The sequence below is a fragment of the Novosphingobium sp. MBES04 genome, from assembly GCF_000813185.1.
Classification (GTDB): Bacteria; Pseudomonadota; Alphaproteobacteria; order Sphingomonadales; family Sphingomonadaceae; genus Novosphingobium; species Novosphingobium decolorationis.
Map to the genome: position 1 here is coordinate 882,806 of NZ_DF850489.1, position 23,252 is coordinate 906,057.

The 23,252-nt window shown below is 67.1% G+C and carries 19 protein-coding genes and 1 pseudogene; 13 read left to right on the forward strand and 7 right to left on the reverse strand.

Features of this window, described 5'->3' with window-relative positions; all coding sequences use genetic code 11:
• Nucleotides 1-2 precede the first annotated feature (2 nt).
• Entirely contained in the window at nucleotides 3-221 is a 219-nt protein-coding gene (locus MBENS4_RS25520) for a hypothetical protein (protein ID WP_144400993.1), read from the forward strand.
• Nucleotides 158-625: a TetR family transcriptional regulator C-terminal domain-containing protein gene (locus MBENS4_RS17815; RefSeq protein ID WP_039393321.1), complete on the forward strand. Its 468-nt coding sequence runs from the start codon at nucleotides 158-160 to the stop codon at nucleotides 623-625. The genes MBENS4_RS25520 and MBENS4_RS17815 overlap by 64 nt, the downstream gene beginning before the upstream one ends.
• A gap of 2 nt (nucleotides 626-627) precedes the next feature.
• Here the strand turns inward: MBENS4_RS17815 and MBENS4_RS26860 are convergent, their stop codons facing one another.
• Together MBENS4_RS26860 and MBENS4_RS26865 are read right to left on the reverse strand one after the other, a co-directional pair.
• Complete coding sequence (locus tag MBENS4_RS26860) at nucleotides 628-1,251, reverse strand: helix-turn-helix transcriptional regulator (RefSeq protein ID WP_242405062.1); 624 nt, start codon at nucleotides 1,249-1,251, stop codon at nucleotides 628-630.
• Entirely contained in the window at nucleotides 1,245-1,727 is a 483-nt protein-coding gene (locus MBENS4_RS26865) for a hypothetical protein (protein WP_242405074.1), read from the reverse strand. Before MBENS4_RS26865 ends, MBENS4_RS26860 begins: the two co-directional genes overlap by 7 nt.
• Before the next feature lie 316 nt (nucleotides 1,728-2,043).
• Between MBENS4_RS26865 and MBENS4_RS24325 the strand changes: the two genes are divergently transcribed.
• From MBENS4_RS24325 to MBENS4_RS17855, 5 genes and pseudogenes are all read left to right on the forward strand, one after another.
• Nucleotides 2,044-2,700: a hypothetical protein gene (locus MBENS4_RS24325; RefSeq protein ID WP_052322505.1), complete on the forward strand. Its 657-nt coding sequence runs from the start codon at nucleotides 2,044-2,046 to the stop codon at nucleotides 2,698-2,700.
• Nucleotides 2,701-2,732: 32 nt separating this feature from the next.
• Nucleotides 2,733-2,987, forward strand: coding sequence for a hypothetical protein (locus MBENS4_RS17840; RefSeq protein WP_039393326.1), 255 nt, complete (start codon nucleotides 2,733-2,735; stop codon nucleotides 2,985-2,987).
• Nucleotides 2,988-3,059: 72 nt separating this feature from the next.
• Nucleotides 3,060-3,322: pseudogene (locus MBENS4_RS17845) on the forward strand (GlsB/YeaQ/YmgE family stress response membrane protein).
• A complete protein-coding gene (locus tag MBENS4_RS17850) occupies nucleotides 3,322-4,392 on the forward strand; it encodes a L,D-transpeptidase family protein (protein WP_084592227.1) in 1,071 nt (356 codons plus the stop codon). The pseudogene MBENS4_RS17845 and the gene MBENS4_RS17850 overlap by 1 nt, the downstream one beginning before the upstream one ends.
• A gap of 58 nt (nucleotides 4,393-4,450) precedes the next feature.
• A complete protein-coding gene (locus MBENS4_RS17855; protein ID WP_039395379.1) occupies nucleotides 4,451-5,242 on the forward strand; it encodes a hypothetical protein in 792 nt (263 codons plus the stop codon).
• A 743-nt stretch (nucleotides 5,243-5,985) separates the two neighbouring features.
• On the opposite strand, the gene MBENS4_RS17860 is transcribed toward MBENS4_RS17855, so the two are convergent.
• From MBENS4_RS17860 to MBENS4_RS25530, 3 genes are read right to left on the reverse strand one after another with little or no spacing between them, the layout of a single operon-like run.
• Nucleotides 5,986-6,894, reverse strand: a complete 909-nt coding sequence (locus MBENS4_RS17860) for a mechanosensitive ion channel family protein (RefSeq protein ID WP_052322506.1) — start codon at nucleotides 6,892-6,894, stop codon at nucleotides 5,986-5,988.
• Complete coding sequence (locus MBENS4_RS25525) at nucleotides 6,894-8,030, reverse strand: hypothetical protein (protein WP_144400994.1); 1,137 nt, start codon at nucleotides 8,028-8,030, stop codon at nucleotides 6,894-6,896. Before MBENS4_RS25525 ends, MBENS4_RS17860 begins: the two co-directional genes overlap by 1 nt.
• The gene (locus tag MBENS4_RS25530; protein WP_144400995.1) at nucleotides 8,027-10,183 is read right to left on the reverse strand and encodes a hypothetical protein; all 2,157 of its coding nucleotides are present in this window, start codon (nucleotides 10,181-10,183) and stop codon (nucleotides 8,027-8,029) included. Before MBENS4_RS25530 ends, MBENS4_RS25525 begins: the two co-directional genes overlap by 4 nt.
• Nucleotides 10,184-10,647: 464 nt before the next feature.
• On the opposite strand from MBENS4_RS25530, the gene MBENS4_RS17870 reads away from it, so the two are divergent.
• The 3 genes from MBENS4_RS17870 to MBENS4_RS17880 all read left to right on the forward strand — a co-directional run bounded on the left by MBENS4_RS17870 (nucleotide 10,648) and on the right by MBENS4_RS17880 (nucleotide 17,265).
• The gene (locus MBENS4_RS17870; protein WP_039393328.1) at nucleotides 10,648-14,535 is read left to right on the forward strand and encodes a hypothetical protein; all 3,888 of its coding nucleotides are present in this window, start codon (nucleotides 10,648-10,650) and stop codon (nucleotides 14,533-14,535) included.
• 55 nt (nucleotides 14,536-14,590) lie between these two features.
• A complete protein-coding gene (locus MBENS4_RS17875; RefSeq protein ID WP_052322507.1) occupies nucleotides 14,591-15,655 on the forward strand; it encodes a DUF2235 domain-containing protein in 1,065 nt (354 codons plus the stop codon).
• Between the two features lie 209 nt (nucleotides 15,656-15,864).
• Complete coding sequence (locus MBENS4_RS17880) at nucleotides 15,865-17,265, forward strand: aldehyde dehydrogenase (protein WP_039393330.1); 1,401 nt, start codon at nucleotides 15,865-15,867, stop codon at nucleotides 17,263-17,265.
• 90 nt (nucleotides 17,266-17,355) lie between these two features.
• Here MBENS4_RS17880 and MBENS4_RS17885 read toward each other — a convergent pair whose 3' ends face one another.
• The gene (locus MBENS4_RS17885) at nucleotides 17,356-17,820 is read right to left on the reverse strand and encodes a MarR family winged helix-turn-helix transcriptional regulator (protein WP_052322508.1); all 465 of its coding nucleotides are present in this window, start codon (nucleotides 17,818-17,820) and stop codon (nucleotides 17,356-17,358) included.
• 82 nt (nucleotides 17,821-17,902) lie between these two features.
• Between MBENS4_RS17885 and MBENS4_RS17890 the strand changes: the two genes are divergently transcribed.
• The 3 genes from MBENS4_RS17890 to MBENS4_RS17900 all read left to right on the forward strand — a co-directional run bounded on the left by MBENS4_RS17890 (nucleotide 17,903) and on the right by MBENS4_RS17900 (nucleotide 22,372).
• Nucleotides 17,903-18,736 carry a p-hydroxycinnamoyl CoA hydratase/lyase gene (locus MBENS4_RS17890; RefSeq protein ID WP_039393331.1) on the forward strand — a complete coding sequence of 278 codons (834 nt, stop codon included), beginning with the start codon at nucleotides 17,903-17,905 and terminating at the stop codon, nucleotides 18,734-18,736.
• Between the two features lie 94 nt (nucleotides 18,737-18,830).
• A complete protein-coding gene (locus MBENS4_RS17895; RefSeq protein ID WP_039393332.1) occupies nucleotides 18,831-20,960 on the forward strand; it encodes an acetate--CoA ligase family protein in 2,130 nt (709 codons plus the stop codon).
• An 86-nt stretch (nucleotides 20,961-21,046) separates the two neighbouring features.
• Complete coding sequence (locus MBENS4_RS17900; RefSeq protein WP_039393333.1) at nucleotides 21,047-22,372, forward strand: MFS transporter; 1,326 nt, start codon at nucleotides 21,047-21,049, stop codon at nucleotides 22,370-22,372.
• Here MBENS4_RS17900 and MBENS4_RS17905 read toward each other — a convergent pair.
• On the reverse strand, nucleotides 22,369-23,148 hold the full coding sequence (locus MBENS4_RS17905; protein WP_039393335.1) for a hypothetical protein: 780 nt from the start codon (nucleotides 23,146-23,148) through the stop codon (nucleotides 22,369-22,371). The genes MBENS4_RS17900 and MBENS4_RS17905 overlap by 4 nt on opposite strands.
• Nucleotides 23,149-23,252: the final 104 nt, after the last annotated feature.

Below are 23,252 nucleotides of genomic sequence, written 5' to 3' on the forward strand. Positions count from 1 at the left end.
CGATGACGACGACATCCTCCGATACCGCCCCTGCGCGCGCGGCGGCGTCCGCCAAGGGCGCGGCGCGGCGCGAGAAGATCCTGCGCGGGGTGATCGCGATCATTGGGCGTGACGGCTACCACCAGCAGTCGCTGCGTGAACTCGCCAAGCGCTGGAGATGGAGGCGCAGCACATCCTCTACTACTTTGCGAGCCGCGAGGATCTGCTGCGCAGCGTCATAGAACTGTGGGACAAGGACAGCCTCGCGAACGCCGATCCCGCCGCCTTGGCCGGGCCAAGCCTTGATCTCTACGTGGCGGCGGTCCGGCGCAGCAGCGCGGCGCCGGGCATGTCCTACCTCTATCTCTCGTTCGCGGCCGATGCGGTCGTGCCCACGCACCCGGGGCACCACTTCATTCGCGCCCGCCAGACACGTGTGCGCCGTGATCTTGCCGAGGCCATCCGCGCCGAACAGGCGGCAGGAACGATCGCGCCCGAGATCGATCCGCTGCGCGCCGCGCGCCAGCTTTCCGCGCTCTCCAACGGGCTTCAACTCCAGGCTCTGCTCGACCCGGATGGTGCGGACTGCGATCCGGCGGCTGAAGTCGCCGCGGCGGTGGCTCGCCTGCGCGGGGACGCCCCCTAGGCTCAGGATCGCGCGGTGGCAGGAGGGTTGGCACGCGCACGGTACTGGCTGGGCGTCATTCCGAACCAGCGGCGAAAGCGGCGGTTGAAGTCGGAGGCATCGCTCAGTCCCAGCTGTTCGGCGACGCTGCGAATGGCCAGGCCATTCTCGCGCAGAAGCGCCTCGCTGCGTTCCTGCAGGAGCGCGTCGACCAGCGCCTGAAAGCGCGTGTCTTCCCCCTTGAGGTGGCGGATCAGCGTACGCGCGGAAACGCCGAGCTCACCGGCCACCTGTTCGAGGCGGGGCACGCGGCCGGTGGAGGTCAGCAGGTCGCAGCAGGCGCCCCGGGTTCGGGCCGACCAGCCTTGCGTGGGCCGCGTGGGTCCCACTTCCGCCTCGCAGCGGGCAAGCGCTTGGGTCCAGACAGCGGGGTCGTGGGTCACGCTGGGGCAAAGGGCCAGGGCGCGCGGCAGGGTGATGGCATCGCGGGGGGCGGCGAATTCCACAGGGCAGCGAAAGGCCGCGCGCAGCCGGGCGGCATAGGGCACTTCGCGATGGCGCAATTCGATCCGCGCTTCGTGGACGGGGTGGCCCAGGTTGGCCGCCGCGACGCGCGCGAGAAAGAGCAGCGGCGCTCCGGTCAGGATCGGGCGGGCGTCGCCAAGCGCAAGGCGGGCGCGAGTTCCAGCGTCAGCGTGCGCGCATCCATCGAAAGGCGGTGCTCGAAGATGCCGGGGCGTTCGTTGGCAAAGCGTGGCAGGATCGCGAAGGCGCTGCGGATATCGGGCGCATAGCGGGTGGCAAGGTCGATCCCGCCCCGGAAGTAGGGCACGCCGGCCTCCAGGAAATCGATGAAGTAGGCCGGGTCCGGGGCATGGCGCGCCATGTTGGAGATGATCGTGATGTACTGACCCACGCGGATCGTTTCGGGGAGTTCGTCCAGCCGTTCGAGCCCTGTTCCGGCAAGAAGCCAGGCGGGCCTTTCGAGCGTGGCGTGAAGGGAGCGGACAAAGCGCGCGCAAATCCTGCGAACCGCGCGGCCATCCGGAGTTTCGGACGCCTTGCCGGACCAGTCCCATGTATCCATCGTTTCCATCGCGCTGGCGCGTAACCTGTTCGACATCCCTTCCTCCCTGAAGCGCTGTGCGAACCGGAGGCAAGTTTGCGTAGCCCCGGAAACGAGGTCAACGCGAAATATGGAGAGAGATGGCCCGCTCCAATGTGCACAATTTATCAAACTATCTCTTTTCAGCGTTTTAGTATTATTTGCTGATTTGTATAATTTCCATATTTAATCGGAACCATGGGCGGTTCCCGATTTGGCAGCAAATGCCAAGGATGTTGCCACCTATTGTCATTGACCGGTTGCGGATCTGACGGAATGATCTGAGGGTGTTTGCGGAATATTTCCGCAGCATATCGGTTTGCAGGAGGGGCGGATGCACCTTTGTCTTGCGCATGTGCGGGAATTCCGGGCCGGGCCCTCAGGGCTGCTTCTCGTCCTGTGTGGCCTGCTGGCGGCCTGCGGCATGGCCCCTGGCGAAGAGACCACGGTTCCGGCGGCCGAGCCGGTCGCATTTCCCGAAAGCCTCGTCGTGATCGGCGATGGCTATCCGGCGAGTGGCGATCCCTGTCGGCGCCTGGGCGAAAGTGCGGTGACATCCAACTGGCTCGATGACAGCGCGGTCCTTGTCGGCTGCCCGGGCATGGCGGAGGCCAAGGCCCTTGGCGGCACCATACTTGGCGCCGACGGGCCCATTGCCATCGTCTCGGTGCCGATGGGCGATGCCAATGCTGGCCTGAGCCCGCCAGGCCCTGTGCCTCCGTCGGCTCAAGGAAGTCCGCAGGAGGTCGCCGCAGCCGCGCCCGCGACCGACCCGATCCGTGGGGCAGGGGGCATGGAAAGTGCCTGCCATGAGCGCATCAACGCGATGACCAGCGGCAAGGTGGTGGGCACGCAGCGTATCGAGGAGGCGGAATCGGGCGTCATGATCTACGTGAACGTACGGACTGCGCAGGCGCCTTGGCAATGCTTTGGAAGCCGCGACGGCGTTCTCGACCAGGTCTTCTACGGCGGCGACGAGGGGGCGCTCTAGTTGGCCACCGCAGCGCTGCCTGGAGCATGGTGATGAAGTGGGTCGTCCTCGTTTTCATCGCGCTCTACCTGGGCGCGCTGGTCCTGCTCGCCATCGGCACGTTCGGTTGGCTGGGGCAGGAGAGGGACCCGCTTTCGGGCGTCTTCCTGGTGCCCTTGGGGTTTCCCTGGAACCGTCTGGCCGAGGGCCTTGGCTGGGGCGGCGTGGTGAGCGGTCTGCTGGCGCCGGCGGTCAACGCCGCGCTGCTCTGGGGGCTTTGGAAGGGACGGCGGCGCACCGCCGGATAACGGGATCGCGGGCAGGCAGGAGAGGCCTTGCGCGCACGGGTGACACGGACAACACGGACGAGGAGAGACGTCATGGGCTGGATCGTTGCCCTGATCGTGGGAGGGCTGGCCGGGTGGCTGGCAAGCAAGGTGATGAACCGCGATGCCTCGATGGGCATTTTCTGGAACATCGTGGTGGGCTGCGTGGGCTCGGTCGTGGGCAATGCGATTGCCAGCAATTTCGGCATTGCGGGCAGCGTGCAGGAGTTCTCGATCGTGGGCCTTCTTGTCCCTTTGGCGGCGCGGTGGTGCTGCTGGGCATCGTCAACCTGATACAGCGCGGAAAGGTGCGCTGATGGGGCGCCGCGCGTTCGCGCGCCAGGGCGCGGCCAGGCTGCGCGCTCCGGCTCCGGCCAGCGCACTGGTCCTGGCACTCGTCCTGGCCCTGGCCTTCGCGCTGCTGCCGGTCCTGGCGCGCGCGCAAGGCTCCAAGGTCAGTTCCGCGCCCGAGCTGGCGCGGGCCATCGAAACGCTGAAGCCGGGGGAATGGGTCTGGGCCCCCGAGGTCGCGCCCGAAGGGCCCGTGCTCGTCTTCGTTGATCTCTCGCGCCAGATCGCGCTCGTCTACCGCAACGGCATCCGCATCGGGGCGACCACGGTTTCCACGGGGAAACCTGGCCACGCGACGCCGACAGGCGTCTTCACGATCCTGCAGAAGGACGCCAAGCACCGCTCCAGCACCTACAACAACGCGCCCATGCCCTATCAGCAGCGGCTGACCTGGGACGGCGTGGCGCTCCATGCGGGAGGGCTGCCGGGCTATCCCGAAAGCCATGGCTGCGTGCACCTGCCGTACAACTTCGCGCGCGAACTCTTTACCGTCACCGAACTGGGCGTGACCGTGGTGGTCGAGGGCGATGCCCAGCACCACCTGGAGACAAGCGGCAACGCGCTTCTCTCGCCCTTTGACGATACGGGCAAGGCGATTGCCTATCACCCGCTGCGGCCCGACGAACAGTTCCACTGGACCCCGGATGTGGCGCGCGAGGGACCGGTTTCGGTGATCGTCTCCAAGCTTGATCAGCGCATCGTCGTCCTGCGCGGGGGCAAGGAAATCGGGCGCAGTGTCGCGCGCATTCGCGGCGCGGATGCCGGATCACACGTCGTCACCCAGATCGTGCGCGAGGGCAAACCGCACTGGGTCTTCGTCGGGATGGCGGGGCACGAGGAGGAGGAAGGGCGCGAGATCGACGAGGCGCTGCTCAACCGCGTGGAGATGCCGCGCGCGTTCCACCGCGATCTCGACGCGGTGATGGGGCCGGGAACAACCGTTCTGGTCACCAACTCGCGGGTCGGCGCGGGCGCGTGGGATCACCTGACCGTGATCGACGCGATCCACCCGCACGCCGCGCCGGAAGGGAGTTGATGCGCAGGGATACGCGCAGATGGGCAAAGTTTGGGAAGCAGCAGGGGAGAGCCTGATCATGAGTACGCACACACGCTTCGCCGTCATGGGATCACTGGCGGTTTTCATCGCGCTGGCGCCGCATGCGGTCATGGCCAGGAAGGCCTCCTCGTTCACCGATCTTAATGGCGCGCGCGCTTCAAGCGCGGAAAGCGCGCTCCAGTCGCGCGGCCTCAAGTATATCGACGGGCGCAAGGGAAGTTATGGCGAGAGCTATTCCTACTGGTGGGACGATGACGGCAACGACTGCGTGGTGGTCGAGGTGAGCGACGGGCGCGTGATGACCATCAACGATGCCGACAAGAAGGATTGCCACCATTCGGGCGACAACACCGGGGCTGCGGTGGCCGCTGTGGCGGGGCTGGCGCTGCTCGGCGCGCTGATCGCCCACAAGTCCGACGACCACGATGACAAGGTCCATTTCGACAACCACGACCACGAACGCGAATACGATCGCGGCTACCAGGACGGGCTCTACCACAAGTCCTACCACAACTATGACGACTCGAAGTACTACTCGCGCGGATATTCCAAAGGGGTGGAACAGCGCAACAACCGTACCCAGCACCACCACGGCGATGGCGGGTACCAGCGCACGGCGACCTATCTTGACCTCAAAGATGCGCGCGCGGCCGGCGCGGATTCGACACTCCAGCAGCGGGGCTTCCGCAATGTTGACGGCTTCAAGTCGGGCAGCACGGCCTACACCATCTGGAACCGCCCCTCGTCCAAGCAGTGCCTCCAGATGACCGTGGCGGACGGCCACGTGAAGGACATCCGCGACATCCACAGCCACCCCAAGTGCCGTTAGGAGCCGTCGTGGCTTCCTGAGCGCGGCGCAACGACCGACTTCGCCGGGACGATACCCCCTCCCGGTGACAGGTCCCGTGTCCCCGGCACCGAGGGGGACGCGGGACCTGGACCTTCCGGCCCTGTCGACTGGCGGTAGTGTTGGTGCCCGGTGATGAGCCCGACGCGCGTCGCGGATTTCCGGATTGGCTGTGCGATGGGCCATCCGGACTGCTCGGTGCAGATGCGATAATCCGTAAACCGCATGATTACAGTATTCTACGTAGATTTTCTGATAGATGGTGTCAGGTTGGCCGGGGCGGATTGTTGTGTGTCAGACGCGGCAGTGGAGGTCTATAACATTTAGATATATTGCCTGTAAAACAGAGGCTTGTGATGCATTCCTCGTAAATTCACGTAGTTTGTGAAAACGGGCCCGGGAAGCGACCTGCGGGGGCGCAGCGGGTCTTTGCCGCGCGAAGTCGCTTGCTAATTCGGGCCGAGACTGACGGGCGCGCGTGCGGCTTCGTCGCGGTCGAGATGGATGAGGTAGACGGTGCCGTCCGTCAGCGGCGCAACCCCCTGCGAGGGCCTCGCGCGCGGCCGTACGCAGGATCCACCCACGAAGGCGATGGCGTCCTGTGCCCTGTCCAGGGGGCAGAAAGTCCCGGCGGTCGCGATCTCGGCCCCCTCTCCCTTCGTGGGGGGCGTTCGCTGTCCGCACAGACTACGCGGAGTGCAGGGCGCTGCAATCGATTGCCGGGTTCAGGAGGCGGGGCGGGGCTGGCCGGGCGTCAGGATCCCTTCGTGCTGGAAGGCGCGCAGGACCCGCAGGTTCACGTCGGACTCGAAGGCCTTTTCAAAGCGCGTGTCGAGGACGTAGGCCTTGAGCCGCAGGCGCACACCGACAAGGTAATCCGACACCCACTGGTTGACGAGGATGACAACGGGCTTGGCGAGGAAAACGTAGCGGCTGGAGAGCACGGCCTCGTTCACGATCTCGCGCGCGCGCTCGATGTCCTGGTCGGCGGCGATGTGGAAATCCATCACCACCTGCATGTCGAGCGCGCCGTAGTTGCCCGAGGACGTCACATCGCTCAGGAACTTGCTGTTGGGGATGGTGACGGTGTTGTCGTCCAGCGTCTGCATGCGGACCGAACGCAGGCCGATGGCGGTGATGTCGCCGTATTCGCCCCCGAAGTTGACGCGGTCGCCCACCTGGAAGGGGCGGTCGAGCATGACGATGACGCCCGCGATGAACGAGGCGACAAGGTCCTTCATCGCAAAGCCGACCGCGACCGCCACCGTGCCGCCGATCACCGCCAGTGTCGTCTCGTCGACCCGGAAGGAGAGCAGGAGCACGAGCAGCGTCGTGGCGACGTAGATCACGAACTGGCCGATCGTGCTGACCTTGTGGAGGGTCAACCGGCGTGAGGAGAACTCGCTCCCGAAGGCCGCGACGAAGCGGCCGAGAAGCCGCAGCAGCATCCACGCACCGGTCACGACGAAAAGCGAGGTGATGACCCCGCCCCAGCGCACGATGTCGGCGAGGCGGCTGATCGTATCGATGTCGATATCGTCCTGGGCCCATGCCGGGCTGGCGACGAGGGCCAGAAGCGGGGCGGCTGACCGCAGGGGCCGGAACAGGACGCGGGCAAACGAGGGGCAGGGCATCAGCGTGTCTCCCGCACGATGAGGTTCTGGCGCGCGAGCAGGCGGGCGACGGTCGTCCACCAGTTGAGCGCGATCTGGTAGCCGGGCGGAATCTGCGTCACCGCGCCCATGCGTTCGAGCCGGCGCAGGGCGTCGCTGATCTGCATGTCCGAAAGGTCGGTGCTGGCGTGGATGGCCGCCTTGTCGGCAAAGTCCATCTGGAGCAGCACGCGCAGCACGAAGAGGGCGGGCATGGGCAGTGCGGCGAGGCTTTCCGTGGGCGGCGTGTCGAAGGTGCGCACGGTGACCGTGCCGGTGACCGCCTCGACGAAGAGCGAGCGGCGCCAGTAGTCGAGCGCGATGGCCGGGTTGCCGCCGACGTGTTCGGCGAGGCGCTCGAAGTAGCCGCGCTTGCGGCGCTCGGTCACCGAGACATCCTCGCCGAACTCGAACACGCCGTCATCGACCATGGCCGAGAAATCCGGCGCGATCCCGGCCTGCGTGGAGCGGCGCTCGATAAGGGCGCGCAGCTCGTCGGCGGTCCAGACGGGGAGCGTGTGGATGGCATCGAAGAGGATGCGTTCGCTGCGCGCGCGCTGGAGGAAGCGCCAGGCAGCATCCGAGATCGCGAAGGCCCAGGCATGGCCCTCCTCGCACGAATGGCGGGCCTGTCCGATCAGCCGGTCGAGCGCGGCAAGTCCGCCGATGGCCGGGGTGATGAGGCGCTGGATATCGTCGATGGTGATGAAGAGCGGGGCCGCTCCGGTGCTCTCCTGCGCCAGCCTGTCGGGCAGGCGCTCGACCCAGTCGGCGGGCGGGCAGGGCGGCACTTCCAGGTGGACGTGGCGCATGTCCTTGCCCGACTTGCGGGCCAGATCGCGCAGGTACGAGGACTTGCCGAGCCCGCGCTCGCCCACGAACAGGGTGAGCGATCCGGCCGGGACCGGGGGCATCGGCAGGTGTCCGGGGCGCTCGGTCCCGAGGCGCAGCGTCGAGGGCGGGCGGTGCGGATCGAAGACGGCAAGGGTTTCGGGCGGGAGGCGGTGGAAGCGTCCGCTGGCCTTGTCCTCGGCCACCTGCCGCTCGGCCGCGATGCGCGCGCGCTGCTCCAGCATTTCGCGCACCAGCGCCACGTCGCGCACGCGCCGTGCGATCACCGCGCGCACGCCTTGGCCAGCAGCAGCACACCCACCGCGATGCGCCCGGCCACGCCGGTGACGCCGCCCGGGTCCCGCGCGATCCAGCGCAGCAGCGCGCTGTCACCGGCGTCCGCCGCGGCAAGGCTCACGATGCGCGCGCGCCACCACCTCGCGAGCAGCACGGCCACCACCGGCACCAGCAGCCAGGCGACGGTCACCACCCAGTTGTAGATCGCGCCCTCCCCCACGCTCGCGCGGGTGAGGTTGAGCATGAGGCCGATCGCGAGCAGGCTGCCCGCGATGAGGCGCAGCGATTTCCAGCGCAGCGCCGCGCGCGGGTCGTCCTGCCCGCGCCCGCGCGCCAGCTCGTTGACAAGGCGCACGGTGACGACCGTCGCGAGCGACCAGAACACCACGATCCAGAGGAAGCGCAGGCCCGCCAGCGCGAGATCCTCGGGCCAGAGCCACCACAGGACGCAGGCCAGCAGCAGCCAGTCGAGCGGCGCGCGCACGCAGCGCCAGTGCTGGAGCGCGGCGCTCTGCAATGAACGCAGGACCGTGCGGGGGCGCTTGAGTGCCGCCTCCATCTGCGCGCGCGCCAGCAGGGCATCGCCGCGCCTGCGCCACCAGGCGAACGCCATGGCAATCAGCATGAGGCGCAGCACGGCGAGGACGAAGGCGGGGCTGGGGCTGGTCACGCGGGCCAGAAGGTCGCTGGCGGTATGGCGCCAGGCTTGCAGGTTGAAGCGCAGTTCGAGGACGATCTCGAAGACCTCGCGGCGGACCTGCGCCACGCCTTCCGGGCCAAAGCCGGTCACGCGGCCCCGCATCGATCCGCTCAGCGCGTGCAGGAGGGTGAGGCGCGCGCCGTTCATCAGGTTCATCGCCTCGCGCAGTGCGCTGCGCTGCTGCCACAGCCGCTGGGCGTGGGCCTCGGTCAGCAGCGCTGCGTCGCGTTCGAGCGCGGCGCGGTGGGTCTCCAGCGCGCGCGTCTCCGGCGCGTCGGAGGACAGTGCGCGGTCGAGGGCCGGCGGGATCAGGCCGGGCGTCGAGGGCGCTTCGGAGGCCTCGAGCGCGGCCTGCAGTTCCCCACGCACCTTGGTCAGTTCGGCAACGAGTTCGGGGTAGAGCGCATCGGCCGTGGCGGGGCCGGCCTCGGCGGCTTCGAGGGCGCGGCGGCGCCAGGCCAGCGCGTTGTCGCCCACGGTGTCGGGCGAGGCGCTGCCGCGCACGAGGTCGGCGCGGAACTTCGCCTGGGCCTGTTCGGTCTTGAGGAGGCGCGCGCGCTCGCTGGCGACAAGGCGCTCATGCTCGCTGGCGGCATCGCGCGCGTCCTGCTCGGCCTTGTCGAGGCGGGTGTTGGCGTTCTTGAGCCGGGCATCGGCCTGCGCGACTTCCTGCGCCGAGCGCGAGGAGACGCCGGACGCGGCGGCAAGCTGGACGAGGCGGTCGGGAGGCAGGCGGAAGATCGTGCGCCGGGCCAGCGCGACCTGGTCCTTGAGCCAGGCGATGCGCAGCGCCGGAGAGGCGTCTTCGGCGGGTTCGGCCTCGTCGGGGATTTCGGTGTCGCGCAGGAGCGCCATCTGGCCTGTGTTGTTGGCGGCATCGAGCAAGTTGATGTCGAGCGCGCCCGGCGGCACGGCCTCCCCCTTGAGGAAGGCCTCAAGCGCGGCAAGCTCGGTCTTCAGGCGCGTGAGTTCCTGGGCTTGCGAGCTCTTCTCCGCGGCGGCCTCGCGGAAGCTGCGGTGGGCCTTTTCATGGCTTTCGAGGAGAGTGCGGCGGCGCTGGTCGGAGAGGCGCAGGAAAGCGGCTTCGGCGAGCGCAAGCTGCGCCTGCGCGGGAGGCAGGCCGTCCAGTGCAGCCGGATCGCGCGCGGCGCGTGCATAGAAATCGCGGTCCTCGACCATGCGCGCGACAAGCCGCAGACGCGGCGTGTCCTGCCCTATGAGGCTGGCTCCGAAGAGATCGTGCGCGTCGACGGCCGGGTCCAGGTTTCCGGCGAGGAGCGCCTGGATACGTGCGGCGCGCTGGGCCGCCGGAGCCACCTCGGGCGCGTTCTCGGGAGCGGCGTCCGGCTCGGTGGGCTGCGCCACGAGCGGCGTCTCGCACACGGCCAGCGCCATCATGGCGACAAGGACGAGCAGGACGAGGCGAAGAGGCGAGAGCGTCATGGACGCACGATGCCGCCAAGCGGGCCGCGCTGCAACGGTGGGAACGCGGATACGCACGGTTCCCGTACCCGCGCAGCACCGCTCCAAAGCCTTGTGGCGCAGAAGGATAGACCGGATAGGCGGGCCGCGCATGGGCGCAAGGTTCGGCGCAGGTTCTTGGACCTGCCAACGCTCTGCCGGCGCTGCGGACGATTCGACCTTTCATGGTGGCCTGAGAAGCCCTGGGAAAGCCTGTCATGCGGTATTTCTCTGCAATTGCAGGTGTGCCGCGGCAAGCCGCGCTTACAGGCAGGTTTGCCCGCGATTTCATGTGTATGTCGAAAATCTATATTCATTAAAAGATGAACAATAGTGTCATTATTGGGATCAACTTTATTAATGATTGGCCGATGTGCGGCTTGATATAGAATTCGGGTGGGTCGCTCTTCGCATTGCAGGTCCGGTGTCGGACGAGAGGAGGGCTCATGGCGCAGGCGTCAGCGGTGAAGGCCGGGAGGGGATTCTTCGGGGGCGCCCTGGGCGAAACTCTCGCAGGTGTGCTCGGCGTGCTGCTGGCTGGCAGCCTCTTCTTCGCCTTCTTCGTACAGCCCCGCGCGCAGCACGAGCGTGACCGCATCTACCGCGCAATGGCACAAGTCGCGCGGCTGATCGATGACCAGGTCGAGGTTGCTGGGGCGGCCGCGACAATCTGGCGCAGCCATGGCGATGACGCGACGAACGACAAGGATGCCCAAGGAAGGAGCGAAGCTCTCGAAGACTATCCGCATCTGGGATTCAATTGTCCGGATGGGCCGGTCCTGTGTGTCGAGAGCCTGCGCAAGCCCAACGCCGCACACGACACGAGCGACGTAGATCGGCCGGGCATTGTGCACCTGCCCCTGAAGACGATCGCCGAGAATGCCGACCTGCCCTATCCCGAGGCCATCCTCCTCATCATGGATGAAAAGGGAAATGTCCTGGCCGGGCAGGACAGGGATGGTCGCTGGGACCTTTTTCACTCGCTCGGAATCCTGATCCTGAAGGCGGACAGTTCGCGGGACAAGGTCGCGGAGCAGAGTTCGAAACCTGATGGTCGCTCCGGAGGTGAGGCCAGTAAAACCCGGGACCTGGCCGAGATGAAGCAAACCATCGAGGCCTACCAGCGCGGCGAGCGCAACGTGGTCTTTTCAGGGGCGCCCGCGCGCCTGACCCACAGTTTCGGAGGGCAGGACTATGCGGTGTTCATGGCCGCGCATCGCCTTTCGGCGGTGGACGGCGCGGTGTGGATCGGAGGGGACGACAGCCCGATCGCGTCCGGCTCACAGGGCGCCGAGCAGGGGGAAGCCGGGCCCGCGCGGAGCCGTGGCCTGATCTATGCCTTTCTCGTGCCTGAGCGGGTCATTGACCGCACGGCGACGGCGCTGCCCAAGAGCGCTCTTGTTCACCTGCTGATGGCCATCGTCGTCCTGTTCCTGGCCATTCCGCTGATCAAGTTGTTCAGCCAGAGCGCGCTCAAGCCGATCCGCCGTGCGGACCTTGCCGGGGTCATGCTCTCGATCATGCTGATCACCATGACCGCCACGCTGTTCACGACCGTTGTGCTCTTTCGCAGTAGTGTCACGCGCGACATCGAAGGCGAACTGGCCTGGCTCTCGAACCAAGTCTCGCAGAGCCTTTCGAAGGCCATTGCAGCCGCTCACACAGGGGAAACGGCCGAGAAGGACGTGCTGTTCGGCACGCACCAGGGCGTTGTCGCGCAACAGGACGCGGACGCGCTGGTCGGCGTGACGGCTGTCAATGACGCAGGCACGTGTCTGCCAGCGCTCGGGCAGGCGGATGCGAACGAGAACGCCCTGTGCGGAGGCGGTTTTTTCGGCAGGCAGCCGCTGCGCAGTCGGCTGAATGTCGCCAAGCGGCCCTATTTCGTGGCTTCGCAGATGGGCCTTGGTTTCCCCACGGGCAGCTATGTCCAGTTCCTGCGCTCCAAGGGCAACGGTCGACTTTCGCTTTCGGCCATGGGGCCGGAGGTGTCCTGCTCTGGTGACGACTGTAGCAAGGGCAACAAGGACGGGAGGCAGCTTTTCACCTTCTTTCCGGTTGCGCTGCGCGCTCCGGTCCTGCCGCCCAACTTCGCCTTCATGGTGGTCCTGAACAGCGATCTGCCCGAGGAGCTTGGCGCGCGCGGCGGTCAGGTGGAGGGCGATGTGCTCTACCACAGCCACCAGGCGCGCAGCATGAACGAGAACCTGCTGGTCGAAGCGGGATATGATCCGGGGCTGGCCTCGGCTCTCGAAATGCTGCGGCAGGGGACACGCACTGCGCAGGATGAGGTGGCCGAGGTCCGCAGTTCGCTGCTCTCGATCTCCTATCAGGGGCATCCGCATTTCGCGCTGGTGCGGCCGGTTCCGGACACGCCCTGGTCGATCGTTGCGATCTACGCGCGTGACGAGGCGCTGGATCTGCTGGGGGCCTCGGTGGTCCAGGCCTTTCTGCTCGGATGTGGCTGGATCGCCCTGGTCTTCGTGGTGTGCTGGGGACTTCCACGGATCTTGCGGGTGCTCTTCCCGCGCCCCGCTTCCGGGCTGGACGGGCAAGCCCCGCCCCCCATCCGCGGGCGGTCAATCTGGTTCTTTCCCAACGCCCTGTGCGTGGGGGCAGGTGACGGCCTGCGCTATTCCTTCGTGACCGGTGCGCGCGAGCTGATCTGGCAAGGGGGTGTTCTGCTGCTGCAGGGGGCTGCGCTGTGGGCCTGCGCGCCCGAAGTCGCCGTCCTCGCCAACTTCGGGCTCGCGGTGGTCCTGCTGATCGGCAACTACCTGACCATTGTACGCCGCAGCGCGGCCACGGACAAAAAGCGCGGCCGCCGGCACGCGGTCCGGGTCGCGTGGCTGCGCAAGGGGACTGCGGGTGTCACCCTGCTCGCGATGGTCTTCGTCCTGGGTTTCTACGGGAAAGTCGATGGATCCGATCGTGCGCAGGCTTCGCTGTTCCTGCTCGCTGCGGGAGGGGTTGTGGTCATACAGCTGGGGCGTTGGCTAGCCCTGCGGCGCGACCCGGACAACCCGCCGTGTGCGCCTCTGCCACCTTGGTACCGCGTCCGTCAGCGCCGGGCCTACATCCTGCGGGCCCTAACCCTGCTGACCATCGTCGTGAGCATGCCCATGGTCTGCATCATGGCGCTGACCTACAGCGTCAATCTCGAGCGATACATGGGACGCTCACTGGCGCATGTCGCGGCGCAATCGGAATGGCAAGCTCTCGAGTTCCAGGACGATGCGAGGCGTCTGGCACACGCGAGAGGAGGGAATGAGGCGGCTACGCGCGATGAGATACTTGACCAATGGGGACGCGCATTCGGGTTTGGCACGGATGTGTCGCGAAATCCCGGCTGGTTGGTAAGCCCGCTGCCGGTTGCGAAAAGGACACCGGCTCCGGCTCCGGCCCCGGATACCGAAACGGACGGCGGTGGGTTGTTTGGGGTGGGAGTGAAGTCCCGCTGCGGGGGCAGCGAAGAGGAGGGCGACAACAGCGCCCACGAAGATTGCGACGTCACGTCCCACCAGTCGCAGGGGTGGCTCGCGGCTCTGGTTGAGCGGTTGCAGCCGCGCGTCGGGGTGCCCGACCCTGTGGTGGCGGGGCAGGCCAACGGCTACGTTCTGGTACGGGAGGCGGGGCGCCTTGCGCTGGCGCTTCCAGGGCAATTCCAGCCCTTGCGCGCGCAGAGGGCGGACTGGTCGCTGGAAGGAAAGGCGCTGGTCAGCAGCGATTCCACGCAGCTGCCGCTCCATCCCGATTGGTGGACCAGGGTCTTTCTTGGCGGGTTCGTCGCGCTCTTCGGGTTTGCCCTGTATCGGCTTCTCGTGGCCGTGGCCGAGCACCTGACCGGTCTCTATCTCCTGCCGGTCGAGGTGGCGCCTGAACAGTTGAAGGCACGCCGTGCACAAATGGCGTCCCATCCGCGCATGGCCTGGGACGCGCTGGGAGGCTATCCGCAGAAGGCGCGGCTTCTGTCGCTGGCGTATGGCCGCACGATCAATTTCCACGAACGGGCCTCGATCCGCGATCTGGTCGAGCGCGGCTACCTGCAGCTGACGCCCTACGTGCGTATCGCGAGCGAGGAGCTTGCCGAGTTCATCCGCCACGACCTCCCCCGCGAGGAGCGCGCCCGGGTGCGCGCGTATTGCGCGCAGGTGGACGACAAGTGGCACCATGTACGCCTGCCCATCATCGTCGCCTACGTCGCGGCCTGTATGCTTGTGGCCTACGTCTCCCCCAACCTGGTCCAGCTTGTCGCGACCTCGTTCTTCGCGCTGGCCGCGCTGCTCCCGCTGATGCGCGATCCTCTGGCCCAGTTCCTGGGCAAGAAGGGGTGATGCGCGTGCCTGAAATCGACCCACCGGGCCGCCGTGCCCACGAGAGGAGAGTGTCATGTCCAAGAGCCTGATCGTGTGCTGCGATGGAACCTGGAACAGCGCGGACCAGAAGGGCGAGCCGACCAACGTCACCAAGATGGCGCGCGCGATCCTGCCGCGCACGGCGACAGGTCGCGCGCAGGTGATCTATTACGACGAGGGCGTGGGCAGCGGCAACGTGCTCGACCGGGTGGTGGGCGGCGCTTTCGGCACGGGGCTGGGCACCAATGTCCAGCAGGCCTACCGCTTCCTGTGCCAGAACTACGAGCCTGGCGACAGCCTGTTCCTGTTCGGCTTCTCGCGCGGGGCCTATACCGTGCGCAGCCTGGCGGGTCTGGTCGGCCTCGTCGGGCTGGTGCGCAAGGGCGATCTCGACAAGCTGCCCGAGATCTGGGCCTACTACCGCATGGATGATGGCAAACGGGCCAAGGCGCCCCTCGATCCGGCCCTCTTCGAAGGGCGTCATCCCGACATCGAAATGGTGGGCGTGTGGGATACCGTGGGCGCGCTGGGGGGCCCCTCCAATGTCCTGGGGGCCTGGGGCCGGGGCGGCTACGCCTTTCACGACGTGAAGCTGGGGGCCAAGGTGCGCCATGCCTACCAGGCTCTCGCCATCGACGAGCGCCGCAGCAAGTTCGTGCCCGCGATCTGGGACACCTCGGGCGGCATCGCGCCGGGGCAGGAGGTCGAGCAGGTGTGGTTCGCGGGCGCGCACAGCAACGTGGGCGGAGGGTACCCCGACAAGGTGCTGTCCGACATCGCGCTGCTGTGGATGTGCGGAAAGGCGCAGGCCTGGCTCGAACTCGACGAGGACTACCTTGCGCGCAAGGTGGAGCGGCTGGACGAGGACGCGGCGCGGGGCCTGCTGGTCAATTCGGCACGCTCTGCGTTCTGGAAGCTGCAGGGCCAGAAGGAGCGCGCACTGGGCTCCGACGCGACCGAGACGATCCACCCGAGTGTGCTGGCGCGTCTGAACCTGAGCCGGGAGATGAAGGCGGGGGGGACGCCTCCTTATGCGCCCTTTCCCTATCTCCCGCGCAATCTCCTGCGCTTCCTGGAGAAGACGGGCCTGATCGGCTGAGCGGCCGAACGCGCGCGGACTCTTCGCACATCGCGTTGCGGCGCAGCAGCATCCCTCCCGGACGTTTTTTCCCTTGCACTTGGCCTCGGCGCGTGGCGCTGTGCGGCACGGCTCGTCGCATCCTCTGATATTACTATTGCTGATAGATAAAATATCGCTATTCAGCATAGCCAAGTGATTCAGGGCCAGCAGAGCCAAGGGAGATAGGGATGACTGAGTTCTCGCGTCGCAATCCGCTGACAGGCGAAATCGCCTCCAGCGCGCCGGCCATGCAGCCTGGCGATATTCCGGCCATCGCGAAGAAGGCCGCGCAGGGGCAGGCCGAGTGGGGCCAGATGGGCCCCAACGCCCGCCGTGCTGTCCTCACCAAGGCCGCCGAAGCGCTCGAGGCGCGCCGCGATGATTTCGTGGCCGCCATGCAAAGCGAGATCGGTGCGACCGCGGGCTGGGCCATGTTCAATCACGGCCTGTCGGCCAGCATGATCCGCGAGGCCGCTGCGCTCACCACGCAGATCTCGGGAGAGATCATCCCCTCCGACAAGCCCGGATGCCTTGCCATGGCCGTGCGCGAGCCGGTCGGCGTCATCCTCTCCATCGCGCCCTGGAATGCGCCGATCATCCTGGCCGTGCGCGCCATCGCAACGCCGCTTGCCTGTGGCAATGCGGTGATCCTGAAGGCCAGCGAGATCTGCCCGCGCGTCCATTCGCTGGTGATCGAATCCTTCGCCGCGGCCGGCTTCCCCGAAGGCGTCGTCAACGTCGTTACCAACGCGCCCGAGGATGCGGGCGAGGTCGTGGGCGCGCTCATCGACGCGCCCGAGGTCAAGCGCATCAACTTCACAGGCTCCACCGCGGTGGGCCGCATCATCGCCCAGCGCGCGGCTGGCCATCTCAAGCCCTGCATTCTGGAACTGGGCGGCAAGGCGCCGTTCCTGGTCCTGGAGGATGCCGATCTTGATGAGGCTATGAAGGCCGCCTCGTTCGGCGCCTTCATGAACCAGGGCCAGATCTGCATGTCGACCGAGCGTATCATCGTGGTCGACGCGGTCGCCGAGGCGTTTGCGGAAAAGTTCGCGGCCAAGGTCGCGACGATGACCACGGGCGATCCGCGCGAGGGCACGAGCCCGCTCGGCGCGGTGGTCGACCAGAAGACGGTGAACCACGTCAATTCGCTGATCGAGGACGCGCTATCCCATGGCGCGACCCTGCTGACGGGCGGAACCGCCGACAGCGTGCTGATGCCGGCAACGGTCGTCTCGGGCGTGACGGACGCGATGAAGATCTACCGCGATGAAAGCTTCGGCCCGGTCGTCGCGGTCCTCCACGCGCGCGACGAGGAACACGCGATCGCGCTGGCCAACGACACCGAATACGGCCTTTCCGCCGCGGTCTTCACAAGGGATACCGCGCGCGGCCTTGCCGTCGCCCGGCGCATCAAGTCGGGGATCTGCCACGTCAACGGCGCGACCGTCCACGACGAGGCGCAGATGCCGTTCGGCGGGGTCGGGGCGTCGGGCTACGGCCGCTTTGGCGGCAAGGCCGGGATCGACAGCTTCACCGAGCTGCGCTGGATCACGGTCGAGACCCAGCCCGGGCACTACCCGATCTGAGCGGGCGCGGGCGGTCCGGACACGGTCGGCACGATGAGCCTTTCCCGCCACGGCACCGGCCCCTGGGGCCAGGCCCTATCGGCTTCCGCCTCAGCGCCAGAGCGCGTTGAGGGCGGGGACGAAGTGGTCGCGGTGCTCGGTGGGGATGCGCTGGAGCAGATCCTGCTCGAAGGTCTGGGTGATCCGGCGCACCTCGCGCAGGATTGCCTCGCCGTCCGGGGTCAGGATGATCGCCATCGACTTGCCATCGAGCGGCACGCGTTCGACCAGTCCGCGCGTGACCAGGCGTCCGATGAGCGGGGCCATGTTCGCCGAGCGGATGTCGAGAGCGGTGCCGATCTGGCTGGAGGTCATCGTGTCGCGCCCGTCGATCAGCAGGAGGATCGAGGCTTCGGACACGCGCAGGTCCACTTCGGACAGCAGCGTGCCCAGTTCCGCCATCATCGCATTGGCCGCACGGCGCAGCGTGTAGCCGGGCAGGATGGCAAGCGGATCGGGTTCCCCATGGGGCGCAGGAAGCGAGCCGCTATCGGGCTTTCCGGATGTGTCGGCCAAGGTTCTCTCCGCAATTGGGCTCTTCGTGAGCCATCTTATTCGTATCGAAGATAGTCAAATACACAGATCAAGGAAATTTGCCATGTCCGAACGTGCACCTGAAGATACCGTCTCCTACACCGTCGAGAACCGCATTGCCTGGGTTTCGTTCAACCGCCCGGAAAAGCGCAACTGCATGAGCCCCAACCTCAACCGGCGCATGACCGAGATCCTCAACGAGCTGGAATTCCGCGAGGACGTGGGCGTGCTCGTCCTGACCGGTGAGGGCACGGCCTTCTCTGCGGGCATGGACCTGAAGGAGTACTTCCGCGAGAACGAGGAAAAGGGCCTGTGGGCAACCCGCCAGGCGCAGCGCGAGGCCTATGGCTGGTGGGAGCGCCTGCGCTGGTACGAGAAGCCAACCATCGCGATGGTCAACGGCTGGTGCTTTGGCGGCGCCTACGGCCCGCTGTTCAGCTGTGACCTGGCCGTTGCCGCCGAGGACGCGCAGTTCGGCCTTTCGGAAATCAACTGGGGCATCCTGCCCGGCGGCGGCGCCTCGAAGGTCATTGTCGAACTGACCGGCTTCCGCAACGCGATGTACCACGCCATGATGGGCGAGAACGTCGATGGCAAGAAGGCCGCCGAGTGGGGTCTCGTCAACGAGGCGGTGCCCGGCGACAAGCTCAAGGCCCGCGTCGAGGAAATCGCCGGCGTGCTGCTGGGCAAGAACCCGACCGCGCTGCGCGCCACCAAGTGGGCGATCCGCCGCGTGGGCGAGATGACCTTCGACAATTCGATGGACTACCTCGTGCGCACGCAGGAAGCGGCCAACTTCTTCGACGGCGAAGGCCGCAAGGAAGCCACCCGCCAGTTCATCGACGAAAAGACCTTCAAGCCGGGTCTGGGCGCCTATGACCTGAACAAGAAGGACTGACCTTCACGGGACGGGGCCACGTCGCAGCGGCGGGCCCCGTCCACCCCAGACCTATCTCACATTCACCTGAACCTCGCCGGGAGAGGCCTCCAGAATGACCGTTACCACCCTTTCGCACGACGCCATTTCGCGTTTCCTGAAGCCGCGCTCGATCGCCATCGTGGGCGCGAGCGACAAGCCCGGCGCACTGGGCGCCTCGGTGCTCACGAACCTGGAACGCAACGGCTATTCGGGCGCCATCTACCCGGTCAATCCCAAGCGCGAGACGATCGGCACGCACCGCTGCTACCCCAGCGTCGAGGCGCTGCCCGAGGGCGTGGACGTGGCCGTTCTGGCGATCCCGCAGCCCGCCGTGCTCGACGCGGTCAAGGGGCTTGCCGCGCGCAAGGCGGGCGGGGCCATCATCTTCTCGGCGGGCTTTGCCGAGGGCGGCGAGGAGGGCAAGGCCCAGCAGGCCGAGATCGCCCGGATCGCGGCCGAGCACGGCATGGTCATCGAGGGGCCCAATTGCCTGGGCGCGGTCAACTACGTCGATGCGGTGCCGCTGACTTTCGTGGAGACGCAGGCGCTGCCGCCCGCCGGACGCCGCGCGCTGGGCGTCGTCTCCCAGTCGGGCGCGATGGCTGCGGTGCTGGGCGCGACCTTCGGCGCGCGCGACCTGCCGATCAGCTATTCGGTCTCGACCGGCAACGAGGCCGCGAGCGGCGTGGAAGACTACGTCGAATGGCTGCTCGAAGATGACGAAACCCACGTCATCGCCATGATCGTCGAGCAGTTCCGCAAGCCGGCCCGCTTCCTCGAAGTCGCCGCAAGGGCGCGCGGGGCGGGCAAGCCCATCGTCCTTCTGCACCCGGGCAAGTCCAGTGCGGCGCGCGAGAGCGCGGCCACCCACACCGGCGCGATGGCGGGGGACTATTCGCTCATGCGCCGCAAGGTCGAGCGCGAGGGCGTGATCTTCGCCGAGACGCTGGAGGAGCTGGGCGACATCACCGAGATCCTCATGCACTGCCCGCACATGGAACGCGCCGACATCGCGGTGCTGGGCGAATCGGGGGCCTTCAAGGCGCTGACGCTCGATCTTGCCGAAGAATTCAATCTGCCCCTGGCGCATCTGGACGACGCCAACGCGCCGGCGCTGCGCGAAGCGCTGCCCCCGTTCGTGCCGGTCAGCAATCCGCTCGACATTACCGCGCAAGGGCTCAGCCAGCCGGAAATCTACACCAATTGCCTCACCGCGCTGCTCGACGATGATCGCGTCGGCGCGGTGGTCGCCGGGATCATCCAGACCGATCCCGTCACCATCGGCATCAAGGCGCCCGCGATCCGCGCTGCGCTTGATGGGCGCACCTCGACCAAGCCGCTGATCTATGCAGGGCTCGATGAAGGCGCGCCGATCCCCGAGGAGATCATCACCGATTTCCGTGCGCGCGGCATTCCCTGCTTCCCCAACGCGGAACGTGCGATCCGCGCGCTTTCGCGCCTCGCCGCCTTCGCGCGCCGGGACCTTGCGAAGGGCGCGTTCGAGCCGACCCCGGTGCCAGGGCTCGATGACTACACGGGCGTCGTTGCCGAGTACCAGGCCAAGGAGCTGCTTTCCCCGCTCGGCCTTGCCTTCCCCGAAGGTGGTTTTGCCGACAGCGCGGACGCGGCCGTCGCCGTGGCCGACAAGGTGGGCTATCCGGTCGCGATGAAAGCGCAGGCGCAGGCGCTGGGCCACAAGAGCGATGCGGGCGGCGTGCTTCTCAACCTTGCCGATGCGGATGCGGTGCGCACCGCGTGGGGCACGATCCACGACAACGTCGCGGCCTACAACTCCGCGCTCGCGCTCGACGGCGTGCTGATCGAGAAGATGGGCGCGCGCGGCATGGAGATGATCGTGGGCGGGCGCAACGATCCGGACTGGGGGCCGGTGGTCCTTGCCGGATTTGGCGGCGTGACCGCCGAGATCCTCAAGGACGTGTGCCTGTTCACCCCCGACATGACGCTGGCGCAGATCGAGGAGGGTCTAATGGGCCTTAAGTCTGCGGCGCTCCTTGCCGGGTATCGCGGCTCGCCCAGGCTGGACGTTCCGGCGCTGGCCGCGCTCGTCGCGCAGGTCGCGGCGGTTCTCAGTGCAGAGCCAAGTCTTTCCGAACTCGACCTTAATCCCGTTATCCTCTATCCCGAGGGACACGGAGTGGTCGCGCTCGACGCCCTGATGCTGGTCGAGCCGGTCGCACCCTGAGGCGAAACGGGCCGCAAGGCCCGTTCCCCTTGGCACACGAACAACGCAGCAGCGCCAGAGAAGCGCTGCCAGAGAGGAAGTCCGGCATGAACGCATCACCGCAAGGTGCGACCGATCCCCGTGCGCTGATCGCGCAAGGCCCCATGCGCGCGCGCCAGGTGCTCGCCATCGGGGTGTGCGTCCTTTTGAACGCGCTCGACGGGTTCGATGTCCTCGCCATCAGCTTCGCCTCGCCCGGCATCGCGGCGGACTGGGGGATCGACCGGGGCGCGCTGGGCATCGTCCTGTCGATGGAGCTGTTCGGCATGGCGCTGGGCTCCTTCGTGCTGGGCCCCATGGCCGACCGGATCGGGCGCAAGCCCACCGCGCTCGCCTGCCTTGCGGTCATGGCGACGGGTATGCTGGGGGCGGCCTATGTCGGGTCGGTCTACCAGCTGGCGGCGCTGCGCTTTGGCACCGGCATCGGCATTGGCGGCATGCTCGCCTGCACCAACGCGATGGTGGCCGAATACGCCAACGACACGTGGCGCAAGGCCGCGATCTCGGTGATGGCGGCAGGCTATCCCATCGGGGCCATCACCGGAGGCGCCTTCGTCAGCGCGTTTCTGCTCGAGGATGGCTGGCGCAATGTCTTCATCTTCGGGGCCGTGGTCAGCGCGGCGTTGATCCCCATCGTGATGCTGCTCGTGCCCGAGAGCGTGGGCTTCCTCATGCAGGGTGGGCGCTCGGGCCGTCTTGCCAAGGTCAACCGCGCGCTGGCCGGACTTGGCCATTCGGCTGTCGCTGCCGTGACCGAGCCGGAACTTGCGCCGCGCGCGAAAGTCTCGACCGCGCGGCTGTTCGCGCCCGATCTTCGCCGCACCACCATCCTTCTGACCATTGCCTATTTCACCCACGTCATGACCTTCTACTTCATCCTGAAGTGGGTGCCCAAGATCGTGGTCGACATGGGCTATGCGCCGTCCTCGGCCGGGGGCGTGCTCGTCTTTGCCAACATCGGCGGCCTCCTGGGCTCCCTTCTCCTGAGCGTCCTGCTGCTGCGCATCGGCCTGCGCCCGCTGATGGTGGCTGCGCTCGCCTGCTCGACGCTGCTCGTCATCAACTTCGGGCGCGGGGCGGGTGACCTTTCGGGCCTGTCCTGGGCCGCCGCATCGGCGGGCTTCTTCACCAATGCGGGCATGGTCGCCTTCTACTCGCTGATCGCCGGCGCCTATCCGACCGAGGCGCGCGCGGGCGGCACCGGCTTCGTCATCGGTATCGGGCGCGGCGGCGCGGCGCTGGGGCCGGTGCTGGCCGGCTTCCTGTTCGAGGGCGGACTTGGCCTGCAGGGCGTCGCCGTGGTCATGGGACTGGGTTCGTTCATCGCGATCCTCGCGCTCCTGGGCCTCAAGGGCGCGGCGCGCGAGATCTAGAACAGGCCATCGTCGAAGTCGTCGAAGTCGTCGAAATCATCGAAGCCCTCGAACCCTCCCCCATCGTCCGAAGCGCTGGGGGAGGGAGCGTTCCCGCTTGTGTTCAGCGCCACCATACCGGGGCGCAGGAAGCGGTTGTGCACACTGCGCTCGCCCGCCATCGTGTAGCTTCCCGCAATGTCGTCCAGAAGGAGGCGCAAGGGGCTGTCGTCGCCCGGCGCGGCGGGGGATAGCGGGCTGGCGGCCAGCGCCTGGGCTTCCTCGGCAATGCCGGGCGCCATCTGAAGCGCGGCGGCAAGGAAGCCCTGGGTCTGTTCCATCAGCTCGGCCATGCCGATCGTGCCTTGCTCGACGGTGGCCATGGCCATGTCGGTCGCCTGCGCGCTGTCACGGATGGTTTCGAGCGCCTCGGAAAGTCCGGTGCCCACCGCGCCATCGCCGTTGCCCGCCATCGTGCGCATGCGCTCCGAAATCGCGACCAGTTCGGCTTCGGCGGTGTTGATCCCGGCGATCAGCGTGTCGAGCTTGTCGGAGTGGCTGCGGATTTCGTTGGCGATGATCGAGACGGGGCGTCCGATGACCTCGGTCTTTCGGCAGCGCAGGCCGATGTTGATCGCCATCTGGCGCACATCGACGCGCAAGTTGCGGATCGCGGCGACCCGCTCGGTCACGGTTGCCACGGTCGCCAGGATCACGCCGAGCGTGGCCTCGGCCTGAACGTCGGCTTCGTGGAGCTGGCCGATCATCCCGGCGGCTTCCGCGATGCCGTCTTCCATGCGGCGCAGGAACAGGGCGCCGGCCTGCTCGTCGAAAGTGTCGCGGTCCTGCAGCGCGGTCAGCTTTTCGGCATTGGTGCGCAGGCGCTGGAGCGCGGCGACGA

Excerpts from the sequence above, each read along its gene's own strand:
- MBENS4_RS17895 (WP_039393332.1), top strand. The coding sequence starts at position 18,831 with ATGACCGTTACCACCCTTTCGCACGACGCCATTTCGCGTTTCCTGAAG.
- MBENS4_RS25530 (WP_144400995.1), bottom strand. The coding sequence starts at position 10,183 with ATGACGCTCTCGCCTCTTCGCCTCGTCCTGCTCGTCCTTGTCGCCATG.
- MBENS4_RS17900 (WP_039393333.1), top strand. The coding sequence starts at position 21,047 with ATGAACGCATCACCGCAAGGTGCGACCGATCCCCGTGCGCTGATCGCG.
- MBENS4_RS25520 (WP_144400993.1), top strand. The coding sequence starts at position 3 with ATGACGACGACATCCTCCGATACCGCCCCTGCGCGCGCGGCGGCGTCC.
- MBENS4_RS17860 (WP_052322506.1), bottom strand. The coding sequence starts at position 6,894 with ATGCCCTGCCCCTCGTTTGCCCGCGTCCTGTTCCGGCCCCTGCGGTCA.
- MBENS4_RS17870 (WP_039393328.1), top strand. The coding sequence starts at position 10,648 with ATGGCGCAGGCGTCAGCGGTGAAGGCCGGGAGGGGATTCTTCGGGGGC.
- MBENS4_RS17875 (WP_052322507.1), top strand. The coding sequence starts at position 14,591 with ATGTCCAAGAGCCTGATCGTGTGCTGCGATGGAACCTGGAACAGCGCG.
- MBENS4_RS17850 (WP_084592227.1), top strand. The coding sequence starts at position 3,322 with ATGGGGCGCCGCGCGTTCGCGCGCCAGGGCGCGGCCAGGCTGCGCGCT.
- MBENS4_RS26865 (WP_242405074.1), bottom strand. The coding sequence starts at position 1,727 with ATGTCGAACAGGTTACGCGCCAGCGCGATGGAAACGATGGATACATGG.
- MBENS4_RS17880 (WP_039393330.1), top strand. The coding sequence starts at position 15,865 with ATGACTGAGTTCTCGCGTCGCAATCCGCTGACAGGCGAAATCGCCTCC.
- MBENS4_RS17855 (WP_039395379.1), top strand. The coding sequence starts at position 4,451 with ATGAGTACGCACACACGCTTCGCCGTCATGGGATCACTGGCGGTTTTC.
- MBENS4_RS17890 (WP_039393331.1), top strand. The coding sequence starts at position 17,903 with ATGTCCGAACGTGCACCTGAAGATACCGTCTCCTACACCGTCGAGAAC.
- MBENS4_RS24325 (WP_052322505.1), top strand. The coding sequence starts at position 2,044 with ATGCACCTTTGTCTTGCGCATGTGCGGGAATTCCGGGCCGGGCCCTCA.
- MBENS4_RS17815 (WP_039393321.1), top strand. The coding sequence starts at position 158 with ATGGAGGCGCAGCACATCCTCTACTACTTTGCGAGCCGCGAGGATCTG.
- MBENS4_RS17905 (WP_039393335.1), bottom strand. The coding sequence starts at position 23,148 with ATGGAAGACGGCATCGCGGAAGCCGCCGGGATGATCGGCCAGCTCCAC.
- MBENS4_RS17840 (WP_039393326.1), top strand. The coding sequence starts at position 2,733 with ATGAAGTGGGTCGTCCTCGTTTTCATCGCGCTCTACCTGGGCGCGCTG.